This is a genomic window from Bacillus sp. P14.5 (genome assembly GCF_003316765.1).
Taxonomy (GTDB): Bacteria; Bacillota; Bacilli; order Bacillales; family Bacillaceae_B; genus Rossellomorea.
The window spans coordinates 40816-54240 of sequence record NZ_NIJF01000107.1; the positions used below are offsets into that span (position 1 = coordinate 40816).

A 13425-nucleotide genomic window follows, 5' to 3' on the forward strand; every position below is an offset into this window, starting at 1 on the left:
ATCATGTACCGCGCTCCGCCTTCGAGGGACATCAAACACAAAAATTCCGCTGATCATGTACCTCGCTCTGCTTCGAGGGACATCAAATCGAAAAATCCCGGAGATCATGCACCGCGCTTCTCCTCAGCGGGACATCAATTCAAGAAATCCTGCTGATCACGAAACACAAAAATAATGCACCCTGCTCAAAAAGCAAGGTGCATCCAGCAAACGGCTACTGCACTTCTATGACTGAAAGATTCAGGTCTTTTGGTTTGTCGGGGTTATGAACAACATTTACTTTGACCACTACATCTTTGCCGTCTTTCTTGACATTAAAAGTAAAGCTGTCTTGAATCTGCCCTCCGGATAATGTCTTCCTGCCATCATATTTGTAATCCGCAAGCTTTTCTCCTGTATACTCTTCTTTTACAACCGCCGTGGCAATGCGCCCGAATTTTTGATAATCAGGCTGCTGGGCAAGTGATGGCTGACCCGCCAAGAAGAACAATACCATAGAAAAAATCACTATCCATTTTTTCATCCTATTTCACCTCTGCATATAATTTCATCTATAATATGCTTTTTAATTCTGCACACTATTCATCCAATAGTAGGAAAGCCCATCAGTATAGGAAAACCAACTTTTTCAGTGAAAATCTTCTCCTTGCGTGAACATACTACTAGTAACCCTTCAGAAGGAGGGAGTTCATTGAATAAAGTGGATTATGACAGAGCATTGTACTATACACATCGTAGTGAATGGGATAACCTTCTCATTCTAATGGTACGGACGAAAGATGACCTTTTAGCAAAAAGGATCGAACAGTTCCTGCATGCTTACCATTTTTCCCGTGATTACTCAACCATTGAACAAAAGATGTATACCCTTCTCAGATATATCGAGCACGCCAATTTGACTGCCTTTGAAAGAGAACCACTGGAAGAACATGCAATGAAAATATAGGATTCCACCAATCCTGCGGGCTGATGCATTCAGCCCGCTTTTATTTAGTTTTTCAAAAAATTCCAAGGTTTTCTCCGCGGCTGGAAGCCTACCTTACCGGGCTCGCCCAATATGTCCCACCGAATGATTTTCTCCAGCTGCTTATTCCTGTATAAAGTTCTTGAGAAATAAGGGGAAAAAGTCCGCTTATTTAAGAAAAAGTCCGAAAAATAGCTAACTTACACGGAGAAATTCCGCTTATTTGCTTAAAAGATGTGAAAACTGGGTCATTTCTACGTTCTTAAGCGGAAATATTCCGCTTATATGCCCCAAATCGAATCCTATTCCAAAGCTTAACCGGAATTTTTCCGTTTATTTCAGATAGCATTATTCATGTCCATTCACAGGGCAGACCTCATGCTGGAATGCAATGGGGTGATAGGGAAACCAGCTTATCCCGTCTTGAACAAGCATGTTTATACCTCGCTATAAGTAAGCTCTTTGGAGCCCCCGGCCTAGCAAGGATTTTCATAGTCATAAAAAAATGAAGAAGAGCCGACCGAAATCGACTCTCCTTCAAAGCAGGATTATTTCTTAGCGTTGATATAAAGCTTGCCTTCTGCCCTCTTCGTGCTTACATTTCCGTATTCATCGGATACTTTCACTTCAATGACTGCCCCAGGTGCTTTGACATTAGAGGTGGCAGTATAATATCCGACATAGTGCCCTTCCGATGTTTCCATCATAGGCAGTTCAGTTGCATTAGAAACTTGGGATCTCGTATTTGTCAGCGGCATATGGATGACGAAAGCAGCATCCAATCCTGGTTCACTGTCAAATTCGATTTTCACTGATTCCCCATTCTTCAACTGTTTATCTTCTGCCGGAAGAAGGTTATCAATCGAGATGTCCCCGAATTTAGCAAGTACTGTCACGGTTTGCTTCTTCTTGTTTCCAGCTTTGTCTTTTGCAATAACTTGAATGACATTCTCTCCTTCATTCAGGAGCATTCTGTGAGTGAATTGGCCATCATTCACAGCTGCCTTTTGGCCGTTTACTTTCACCCATGCAAGATTGTCATCCGCAATTGTACCTTCAACGGTGATCGCTTCTTTATTCGTTTTAAGCCCTTCTTCTGGAGAAGTGATCTCTAATTCAGGCTTTTCTTGATCGAGCGTAATGGTAACAGGCTCTGAAGGTCCTGTGGCACCTTGCTCTGTGGATGCTTTGGCTGTAATTGTGTTTTCGCCGGAATGCAGTGCAACCTCAGCCGAGAATGTACCGTCCTCCAATGTTTCAGTTGTCGCAGCTTCTTCTTCTCCATTGAACAAGAGAACTGTTGTAGATGGTGCTGACGTCCCTTCAACGGTGACTGTATCATTCTTCGTGAAGGATCCATCTTTTGGCGAAGTAATCACCGGAGCGGTTACTTCGTAATTGACGGTTGCCCGGATCATGTAGTTTCCTTCCTCTTCCGGTGAAGGTGACCATGCTCCTCCAACCATCTGCCAGCTTCTTGCAGCATATTCACCATTTTCATCCGTACCAAGGCCAGGTGAATTTGGATTTGCATGTGTCTGAATGTAAACCATGTAGAAGTCTTCTTCCACCATGATTCCATGCTGACTTAAATCAACATGTGTCCATTCCCCATTTCGCAGCGCTTGTGCATCAAAAGGACCTGCGATTTTCTTTCCTGGTGCCCCGTCCGTACCTGAAGCATCATAGACGGCAACCTGGAATTCGGTCCCGCCAGGTACAGGCCATTCCATATCCCAGAATCGGAACAACCCGCCTGTTACAAGGGCTGCTTCATTTCCTTCTTCAAGGGACATTTTCACTGCCCAGCCATTTCCGGCAGCATTGAATGCACGGGCATTTTCAGCTGTTCCGTCATCATAGGAGATTTCACCTGGATAGCCGATGAATGGTTCCAATGAAACATCCGCACCGGTAGTTTCTCCACCTTCCACCGTTATGGTGACTTCCTGGCTGTTGTAGTATGGAGCAACGATTTTCAGTGTATACTCTCCTTCATAAGCATTAAGTTCATATTCACCATTTGCATTGGTTTCAACTGGTTCAACTACTGCATCTTCCAAAAGGAAAACAGTTGCTCCCTCAACAGGTTCTCCTGAAGCCTGGTTTGTTACTGTACCAGTCACAGTCCCCCTTGGAATTTCTTCAAGAGTGAAATTGGCCGTCGATACTGCATCTTCCTCGATTGTCACACTTTGAGATTGCGACCTGTAACCGTAAGTTGATGCCTGTAAAGTGAATTCACCAGCTGCATGTGTAATGGAATAAGATCCATCAGCAGGATTTGTGTAGGCAGAGCGCCCGGTTTCAAGCACATTTACTTCTGCCTGTAATGGAAGAAGCACTGGCGCTGGACTGCTGTCTTCCGGTAAAGCGGCTGATTTCTTGGCTGCCACTGTGATTTTGCTTGGGTTCACTTTCGGTTTTTTAGAAACAGAAGAAGAAGGTTCATCCTTCGATTTCAGTCCTAGATTCTTTTTCTTAGCTGGAAGGATGGATTCTCCGCTTAGTTTCACGTCATCTAAATACCAGCCTTGCTTTACGACACTTCCATCCGTCGTTACGTTAAAGGCAATATAGATCCGCTGCCCGGCGTATTGACTTAAATCAACTTCTCCATCAACCCAGTCTCCTGTATCTCCATTCACGCGGAGTACTTGAGTCCAGTTTTCCGCATCCGTGGAAACGAAGACGTGTCCGTAGTCGTAGTTCCGCTCAAGTTCATGCCATTGCTTGAACTGAAGGAAGCTGTTTCCTTCCGGCAGATCTACTGGAGGCATTTGCAGTGACATGTTAGCACTGTTAGCATACGTTCCTGACAGGCTTGTGGCAAAAACATTTTCCCCGGAAACAGCCGCACCAGGTCCGTTTTCAGGTACACCGCGCTCCCAGCTGTTCTGCTCTCCATAAGAAGTCCAGCCTGACGGATTGGATTCAAAGTCATGCTCATATCCAACAGAAATGCCAGGAAGAAGAGTAACAGTGTATTCCTCTGTCTCTGCTTCATTTCCTCCAAAATCAACTGCAGTCCACTTGTAGGTTACATTTTCCCCTGTTAAGTCCTCGCCAGGGATTGCAGCTTCATACGTTCCTGACGTATGATCGCCGGCTGACCTGACAGCATCGGCAGCCGTCCATTCTCCAGATGCATTTTGATACTGTAAAGTCACATTGGTTACACTGATGTTATCGCTTGCTTCCGCTTGAAGTGACAGGTTCATTTGTTTGAACGCTTCAGTTGGGGCTTCATGGCTGATTGCCGGCGCTTCAGAATCATCGCCTTCTTTCGATACCTGTCCTTCAACTTGACCGATTCCGCTCAAAACTGAGGAGACTGCATCGAATGCATTCACCAACCCATGTCCATAACCATTGTTTGGTGACTCTTGGAAGGTACTGTCTGTTAATGGAACAGCTGTATTCAATAGAATTTCTTCCATTTCTTCGACTGTAAGACTTGCATCAACCTGTCTTAATAGTGCGGCAACAGCTGATACATGGGGGCCGGCCATCGAAGTGCCATTCCAGCCTCCTTCATAATTGCTGCCCGGAACAGCAGATCGTATATTCACTCCAGGTGCTGAAATCTCAGGCTTCACTTCATCATACGGTGAAGGGCCTTGAAGGGAAAAGCTGCCCAATTGATCATTGATGTCTGTGGCTCCTGTGGCAAAAGACTCAGGATAGTTTGCAGGCGTAGCAATGGATCCAGGACCTCCCGGGTTAAAAAGGGTCGTATTGCCAGCTGAGAATTCCGGAAAGATTTCTGCTGCTCTCCATGCTTCTACCATCTGGCGGTACCATTCATCCAGTCCTGCTCCTCCTCCCCACGAATTGTTGACAACATCAGGCGCCATTTCAGGATGAGGGTTTCCTTCTGCATCCGTTGGAGCCAAAATCCACTCTCCAGCGGCAAGAAGGTCTGCATCTGTACCACCATCAGCAGTAAACGCCTTGACAGCTATCCACTTGGCTCCAGGGGCAACTCCTATTTGGTTGCTGCCATCCGGTTCCGCTCCGACCATCGTACCTGTCACGTGAGTTCCATGGCCTTGATCATCATATGGTGCGGATTGGCCCGCTGTCGCGTCGAACCAGTTGAATTCATTTTGAGGAGATTCAGGGTTTTGAGGATCAAACCCTCTATATTGTTCCTTCAGTGCCGGATGATTCCACTGTACACCGGTATCGATAGAAGCGACGACTGTTCCTGCACCGTCAATCCCCATATCCCATACAGCAGGAGCACCAACGCGGTCAATATTCCACTCGATGTTTGAAGGTGAGTTTTGGACAGTTTTTTCCTTCACTGCCGCGCTTGTTGACGATTCAGTTTTTGCCGGCTGGATAAGCTGGCGGGTTTCATTCGGCAATATTTTCTCTACTTCAGAGAATGCCGCAATTTTTTCCATTACCTCTTTCGTACTCGTCACAGCCATACCGTTGACTACATAAAAATCTTTTACTTCTTTAACGGCTCCGGACTTTTTCTCTTTCGCTAAGTATTTTTTCACCTCTGCCTGTGTCTTAAGCGCAGTAGAGCGGAGTTCCGAAACGACCATGTTCCGCTTCAATAACTTTTTGCCGTTCGCCGACAGCTTTTGTTTCGTGGCACTGGCAGCTGCATTCTTGGCTATAGCTGCTGGATCGGCCTGCTCCTTGAACTTCACTAAGTAGGTTACATGTTTATCTTTTTTGAATTGATCTTGCAATTTGGATGTTATCTTGGATTGAGGTTTAATCTTGGCTGTTTCATTTGCTGAAACGGAAGGCTTTTCTTTTGCCTGTGCGGGATTCGCTGCTGCTGAATTGGGTGGAAACATCAAAGGAATAAATAGTACAAGTGTCAGTACAATGGACAACCATTTTACTCTGTTTCTTCTTCCTCTCATTCAATTCCCTCCTGATATAAGTTTGGCAATTCCAACTATGGTCTCCTTTCTGAATATTACACCTGGAATTATGTAGGTGTTGTACCAAAGATAACCAAACCTATATGTAGAAGGTTGTATTATTTTGTCGAAAATAAACTGAATATTCTAAAAATAAACACAAAGTTACATTGCACTTATTTTTTAATAAGCATATAGCAGGAGAAATTATATAACTTCAGGCATATAACGGCCTGAACTTGATTAACCAATAGGTAGATAGAAGCTTTCCGTAATTCCTGAATATCGTAATAGAAGTAAAAGAGGAAATATGATATAGGATTGATGAGATTGACGAGCGAAGGTAGTGTTTTTTACCAGGAGATTACTGGTACCATCATTAAAAAAAATTCCTGAAAGAATATTTTGCAGTTTTTTCCCGGGTTTAGACTGCATCTCTACTGGCCAGGATAAACCTTAGTACTCACCATGACAAACAAGACTCGTTCTTTAGGCATACAAATATACCCTGTTAAAAAGGAAACCATCAGTTTTAATTGTTCTGTCTAATTCATTTTAACAAAGTTCCATAAACCTGCTGAATCATCCTATTTACCTAATGATCCCAGTCTGCCGCTGTAGAGAAAGCCCTCTAAAGGAGTGGCCTTTTCTGCAGCTATCGGGAGTGAGGTACTGGACTGGGAGAATTCTATGAACCAGTAGATTTAGCTCAATAAAAAATCTCTTTATGCAACTAAAGAACGATTAGTGAAAATACAAGCTCTGCCACTATATGAATTCTTAATAAACTTGAATAAGGTGCGCAACGCAGAACTCTAAGGACTTCTTATTAATTATCGATTATCCCTCCGCCAATTTATGTTTAACTGCATAGAGGGCTGCCTGGGTCCGATCAGCCACCTCCAGCTTTGCAAAGATATTCGAGATATGGGTTTTAACTGTTTTTTCAGTGATGAACAGACTTGAAGCAATTTCTTTATTGCTTTTGCCTTTCGTCAGTTCCAGCAGAACATCCTTTTCCCGTTTGGTTAGCTGATGAATTTTATGAGGAGGCTGATCGGTGCGTGAAACCCTCTGCAACAAGTGGTTAGTTGCTTTGGAATGAAGAGAATTTTCTCCGCGGACCAGCTTTCGGATCGAAGCAACCAGTTCATCAGGTTCAATATCTTTCAGTTGATAGCCTGATGCACCAGCTTCAATTGCAGGAATGACATGATCTTGATCAGAGAAGCTCGTCAGCATCAAAATTTGTATTTCATTGTGCGAACTTTTTATAATCTTGGTGGCTTGAATCCCATCCATCTCCGGCATGACCAAGTCCATTAAGATCAAGTCCGGCATGAGTTTTCCCGCCAGTTCTACCGCTTCCCGGCCATTCACCGCTTCCCCGACGATTTCAATATCCTTTTGAGTTTTCAGAAAGAAAATGAGCCCCCTTCTCACTACATGATGGTCATCCGCAATCAATACACGTATCGTCATATATTTACCCCTCCTTAATACGGAATTTTCACTAGTATTTCTGTACCGTTCCCCGGCTTGCTCTTCAACTGAAATAGACCGCCAATTTTCTCCACTCGTTCTTTCATCCCCTGTATGCCCATTGTGGGAATAGATTGATTTGGACTATAGTGAAATCCGCAGCCATGATCTTTTATCTGCAGAGAGACCAAATTGGATGAAGTCCCCATAAAGAAATAGATTTCGTCTTCTCCAGAATGTTTTTTAGCATTATTGACAGCTTCCTGACCAATTCTCCAGAGTGCCTCCTCTACTTTGGATGGCAGGGCCACAACTCCATCCACTTTCACTTCCACTTTCATTGCGAGCATTTCCCCGTACCCCTTCAGTGCCTCACTGATTCCATTTTCAAGTCCATGAGGCTTAAGCTGCCAAATCAATGCCCTCATTTCAGTCAGTGCTTCCTGCGCAAGACCCTGTATAGTTGAAAATGTTTCCTTCACTTGTTCATCGCCGCTCAGCATGGTTCCTCCCCGTGCCGTCAGTGTCAATGAAAACAGCAGTTGGTTAACAGAGTCATGCAAATCCCTCGCCAATCGGTTTCTTTCCTGCATCAGCGCGATTTCCTGTTCTTTTTTCGTTAAAACAATCCTTTTGATTGCGGATCCAATTTGAAAAGCTACAGACTCCAATAAGGCAAGTTCATGCTCTTGGAAATGAGTTTTTCCAGGTGCAGCCACATTCAGCAGCCCAAATGACTCATTCCCTGATTGAAGCGGTACTGTTGCATGATACTCGATATTCCCTGTATCACCCTTATTTTCTGCAATTGACTTTTCAATTCTTTGACATTCAATGATATTGGAAGCCTTGGTCAATTTACCCGAACGGAACCGATTGACACACCAGCAGCCGCCATTCTTCAAAAGGTTACACCCATCATCAGACAAGGAGGATGGAAGGTTATGAAAGGCTTTCAGCGAATGGCCTCCTTCCTCATCTATAAAAAATATCCATCCTGTTGTAAAATCTGTGCCGTTCAAGAGGACCTGAAGAGCACAAGAAAGCATGTTCTCCAATTCAGTTTCTTCGTTCAGGAGCTCGGCAATCTTTTTTAAGAGGTGTATATTGGCATTTTCATTTTTCTCTATGTTCAAAGAGCTGACCTCCTTTTTTTAGCTTTTTCGTACATATTATTGCTTACGGAATAAACCCAAAAGCCGGATTTTCTCCATGGACACTAAGTTTTCCGCTCTAAACCGGGAGAACAGCACTTTTCTTTCCTGTTAACCGGGTATTTTCCGGTACATTATAGCGTTATCTTTCGAAATTCATATTAATTAGCCGCATAGTCTACGAAGAGAGCCTTTATTAAACAGTATAATTAATTTTAACGCATTAGCATATCGCCTTTATGCACGAAATCTTTCTACGACTTTTGTTGTAGTTACGGCCTCAAACTAATACATCACTCGAATTTCATTTTGGTCTCCCCTGCGTGTGGAAGACTTTCATTAACATGCTTTTCTGCCAGCTATGATAAAATGGTCCCTGGTTATTTTCAACGTCCTGCCGGCTCTCCCGTTTAGGGCAGTTCAACAAAAATAACCAGGCAAAGGAAATCTGCCTGGTGCCTGCACTCATCGGGCAAGCTGTCTCAAACAGGAAAAGGCTGTGTGCCTTATCCTGCAAAAGAGTTGACCATATTTTCTATTTTTTCCATAAGCGCCTTCTTAAGCCCTTCTAACTTCTCTTGACTGAGCTTGAGGGATTCTCCTGTGACACTGAAATAAAACTTGATTTTAGGTTCAGTGCCAGATGGACGGAGACAGATCCATGAACCGTCTTCTAAGAAATATTTGATAACGTTGGATTTCGGAAGGGAAATGGTTTCTTCCAAACCATCCGCAAGTCTTGTGCTCAAGCTTGTTTTGTAATCCTCAACTTTTGCCACGGCAATCCCCTTGATCTCTTTAAGAGGTTCCTCCCTGAAAGATGAAAGAATAGACTGAATCTGTTCAGCACCTTCTTTTCCTTTTAAAGTCAGAGACTCCAGACCTTCCTGGAAATATCCGAAACGCTCATAAAGATCTAAAAGCGCATCATTCAGTGTTTTTCCCTGTTGTTTGAAGTACGCTGCAGCTTCTACCGCCATCAGCACAGCCTGCACCGCGTCCTTGTCACGGGCAAAGTCTCCTATCAAATAACCATAGCTTTCCTCATAGCCAAACAGGAACTGGTACTCTCCAGACTCTTCATAGTTTTTGATTTTCTCACCGATGAATTTAAAGCCTGTAAGGACGTCCTCAACCGATGCCCCATATGACTCGGCGACTTTTCTGCCAAGCTCGGATGTTACGATGGTCTTGAAGACCCTCCCATTAGCCGGAATCATATTCTTCTCTTTTTTTCTGCCAAGAATATAATCAATCAAGACTGCTCCTGTCTGATTTCCTGTCAACAGGACGTATTCTCCATTTTTATCTTTTACTGCTACTCCCAGCCGGTCTGCATCCGGATCAGTGGCGATGAGGATATCCGCATCCTTTTCTTTTCCATCGCGGATCGCAAGCTCAAATGCTGCCTTATCCTCCGGGTTCGGTGATTTTACAGTCGAAAATTCAGGATCAGGGACAGACTGTTCTTTGACAAAATGGACATCCTTGTAGCCCAATGCGTCCAATCCCTTTTCCACCATCTTCAATGCCGTTCCGTGAAGAGGTGAAAACACGATGCACAAATCTGTTTCCTTGGCAATCTGCGGCTTCTCAGAAATCGACAGAAGGTGTTCAAGATAGGATTGATCGATATCATCCCCGATCATCTTGATAAGACCCTCTTCTTTAAGCTCCTCTTCAGATTTCACGTCAATGGTAAGCTCATTTTCAATTTCGTTCACTTTGGCGATTACTTCGTCCGCTTCTTTTGGAGGCAGCTGCGCACCATCTTCACCATACACTTTATATCCGTTGTACTCCGGCGGGTTATGGCTTGCTGTTACGACAATTCCGGAGAAAGCTTTCAAGGATCTTACGGCAAAAGAAAGCTCTGGAGTCGGCTTCAGTTCATCAAATACATACGTCTGTATACCGTTTGACGCCAGTGTTTTCGCTGCCTCCATTGCAAACTCAGGAGATTTATGGCGGGAATCATACGCAATTGCAACCCCTCGCTTTTTGGCTTCTTCACCATGAGCATTTATGTAACGAGCCAATCCTTCCGAAGCTTTTCGTACTGTATAGACATTCATGCGGTTGATTCCTGCACCGATTTCTCCGCGCATACCACCCGTTCCAAACTCCAAATCTTTATAAAACGCATCTTCCAGACTTTTTTCATCTTCTTTCATCTCAGTCAAGAGACTGCGCATTTCGTTATCCAGTTCTTTATGGGAATCCCATTTCTCCCAAGCCGTTTTCCAATTCAAGTTAATCTCCTCCTGTCGATGACTTACTATATGTAATTCTTGGTGGATGGCCCTTTTCCTTTTAAAAGTATCCGCCTTTTTTTGACAACCTTTTCTTCCATTTTATATTAACATATGACAGGTTGTTTTGGGACGGTAATCCCTCTAGAAAGGGCTGGTATCATACTTGTATTTATTGGTCAGGTTTTCGCTTCATTAAAAGCTGGTAAACTTCGTTGCTATTAAAATGAATTTCAGAAAATCACACTTCAATCCATTTGAAATAAGCTGCTGCTCTTCTCGTGGGAAAATACGGCTATTGGGATTTAGGAAACGCCTCTCTTTTCATAAATGGTTCAGCCCGCGATTTCCACTGTCGAACATACATGAGACAACTTAAGACACAAAAAAAGACCGCTATTAAGCGGCCCTGACTACTACCTGTTGTATTTCACTTCATAAACATCATGGCGTCGGTCTTTCAGCTGTCTGACCGTACCAGACTGGCGCTGGCGGCGGAGGACTTCTAGGTCGACATCACCAATCATGACCATTTCGATATTTGGGTTCGTTTCCCCGACAATGCCGTCACGGGCAAATTCAAAGTCGGATGGAGCAAAAATCCCTGACTGTGCGTATTGGATATCCATGTTCTCGGTCTGCGGAAGATTTCCGACAGTACCCGAAATGACTGTGTATATTTGATTTTCTACTGCACGCGCTTGTGCACAATAACGCACTCTCAGGTAGCCTTGGCGGTCTTCGGTACAGAAAGGGGTAAAGATAATTTTGGCGCCGCGGTCTGTTGCAATCCTCGCTAGCTCCGGAAACTCAATATCATAACAAATTTGGATCGCAATTCTTCCGCAGTCTGTATCAAAGACTTTTACGCGGTCACCAGGACTGATTCCCCACCATTTCCGTTCATTCGGAGTGATGTGGATCTTATATTGCTTTTCAATCGTTCCATCACGGCGGAACAGGTAAGCAATGTTGTAAATCTCGTCATCTTCCTCTTTAACGAAATGAGAACCGCCGATGATATTGACATTGTAGCGAACAGCAAGATCTGTGAACAGTTCTATATATTCCTCTGTATACTCCGTCAGCTTACGGATGGCCAGGCTTGGAGACTTTTCATCAAGGAAAGACATCAGCTGGGATGTGAAGATTTCCGGAAACACCACGAAATCTGACTTGGCATCGGATGCTACGTCTGTAAAATACTCCACCTGGTTCGCGAACTCTTCAAATGAACTGATTTTTCTCATCATATATTGAACAACACAGATTCTGACAGGGTAGCTGGTCTTAAAGTGCCTCTTGCTGGAAGGGCGATAATCTACATTATTCCATTCCATCAAGGTAGCGTATTTTTTGGATTTCGTATCATCAGGCAGATAGTTTGGATTGATCCTCATCAGTGTGAAGCTGTTCATCAGCTGGAATGACAGGACAGGATCATAAATTTTATGCCTTGATACCGAATCTACATATTCCCTCGGAGACATCTCCTCTGAATGCTTATGGAAGTTAGGAATCCGTCCGCCGATGATGATACTTTTCAGATTCAATTGACGGGCAAGTTCTTTCCTGGCTTCGTATAAACGATGGCCGACCTTCATCCTGCGGTAATCAGGATGAACCATTACTTCAATTCCATATAGATTATATCCTTCAGGGTTATGGTTCGTGATATAACCGTTATCAGTTACATCGTCCCATGAATGGCGGTCATCGTACTCATCAAAATTGATGACCAAGCTTGAACAAGAACCAATGATTTCGCCTTCCAGTTCAGCCACCAGCTGTCCTTCAGGGAAAACCTCCAAATGGCTTTCCAGATGCTCTTTTTTCCATGGCTCCATACCTGGGAAACAGAAACTCTGCATCTTGATGATATTCTCTATATCCTTATGCTCAGTCTGCCTTATGATCATTTTTTTCTCAAACTGTGATAAATCCAGTTTTTCAGACATTTATCGTAACACTCCTTTTGCACTCATCTCTATGTTTTACCCTGGAAAAAGCAGGCGTTCAACTAATAACCAGGCCGCCTGTGCCAGGGCTCTGTAACCCCTATGATTGTACGGGGAATCCGGGTTACCAAGGCAGCAATGACTCCCTCAGAAATTTCTTCTTCATGAAGCCACCGTGATTCTCCATTCTCTATTTTAAACCCTAAAATGATATGATGCATGTTTATTGACTGATAATGATTTTCCGGAAGAGGCTGACGTGCCGCCGAACTGCCGTTCACTCTGAAAACTTCAGCAGGGCTGCAGGTCCTGTTTAAAAATTCCATGACTGCCTCGAAGGATTCTTTTGCCGAACTCCTCATCCATATCACTGCCTCATCAAACGTTCCATAAAGTTTAATATGCTCCATCAAGGCTCCTGTCAATGCGCTTGTGTCAAAATAATCAACAGGAAGGAATACTGTCCCCTGCTCTGAGAGGCCAAATCTGTCCAGCATCCCGTTGAACTTATCTCTTGACCTTGCCAGAACAGTTACTTTTCCTCCACTTTTCACAAGGTGGTCAACCACTCCGCCAAGCATTCCTGTGCCGCCGATAACCAAAATCCTTTTCACGCCTGTCCCTCCTTTTCTTTTAGCCTGTTTGCTGCTGTCGGAAAAATCCCAAGAGCCGGATTTCCCCCTGGATACTAAGGTTCGTCGATCTAAATAAGTTTAAAAGTTT

8 protein-coding genes are annotated in these 13425 nt (G+C 43.9%); 1 reads left to right on the top strand and 7 read right to left on the bottom strand.

Annotated features, from left to right (window positions below):
* Window positions 1–214: 214 nt before the first annotated feature.
* A complete protein-coding gene (locus B9Z54_RS21365) occupies window positions 215–523 on the bottom strand; it encodes a DUF3889 domain-containing protein (RefSeq protein WP_113930397.1) in 309 nt (102 codons plus the stop codon).
* 168 nt (window positions 524–691) lie between these two features.
* On the opposite strand from B9Z54_RS21365, the gene B9Z54_RS21370 reads away from it, so the two are divergent.
* A complete protein-coding gene (locus tag B9Z54_RS21370; protein WP_113930398.1) occupies window positions 692–946 on the top strand; it encodes a YhdB family protein in 255 nt (84 codons plus the stop codon).
* A 566-nt stretch (window positions 947–1512) separates the two neighbouring features.
* On the opposite strand, the gene B9Z54_RS21375 is transcribed toward B9Z54_RS21370, so the two are convergent.
* The 6 genes from B9Z54_RS21375 to B9Z54_RS21400 all read right to left on the bottom strand — a co-directional run bounded on the left by B9Z54_RS21375 (window position 1513) and on the right by B9Z54_RS21400 (window position 13316).
* Window positions 1513–5856 carry a S8 family serine peptidase gene (locus B9Z54_RS21375; RefSeq protein ID WP_113930399.1) on the bottom strand — a complete coding sequence of 1448 codons (4344 nt, stop codon included), beginning with the start codon at window positions 5854–5856 and terminating at the stop codon, window positions 1513–1515.
* An 840-nt stretch (window positions 5857–6696) separates the two neighbouring features.
* Entirely contained in the window at window positions 6697–7338 is a 642-nt protein-coding gene (locus B9Z54_RS21380) for a response regulator (RefSeq protein WP_113930400.1), read from the bottom strand.
* Between the two features lie 14 nt (window positions 7339–7352).
* The gene (locus tag B9Z54_RS21385; RefSeq protein ID WP_113930450.1) at window positions 7353–8468 is read right to left on the bottom strand and encodes a GAF domain-containing sensor histidine kinase; all 1116 of its coding nucleotides are present in this window, start codon (window positions 8466–8468) and stop codon (window positions 7353–7355) included.
* 530 nt (window positions 8469–8998) lie between these two features.
* Window positions 8999–10744 carry a phospho-sugar mutase gene (locus B9Z54_RS21390; protein ID WP_113930401.1) on the bottom strand — a complete coding sequence of 582 codons (1746 nt, stop codon included), beginning with the start codon at window positions 10742–10744 and terminating at the stop codon, window positions 8999–9001.
* Window positions 10745–11160: 416 nt separating this feature from the next.
* Window positions 11161–12702, bottom strand: a complete 1542-nt coding sequence (locus B9Z54_RS21395) for a bifunctional GNAT family N-acetyltransferase/carbon-nitrogen hydrolase family protein (protein WP_113930402.1) — start codon at window positions 12700–12702, stop codon at window positions 11161–11163.
* Between the two features lie 62 nt (window positions 12703–12764).
* On the bottom strand, window positions 12765–13316 hold the full coding sequence (locus tag B9Z54_RS21400; RefSeq protein ID WP_113930403.1) for a Rossmann-fold NAD(P)-binding domain-containing protein: 552 nt from the start codon (window positions 13314–13316) through the stop codon (window positions 12765–12767).
* Window positions 13317–13425 lie beyond the last annotated feature (109 nt).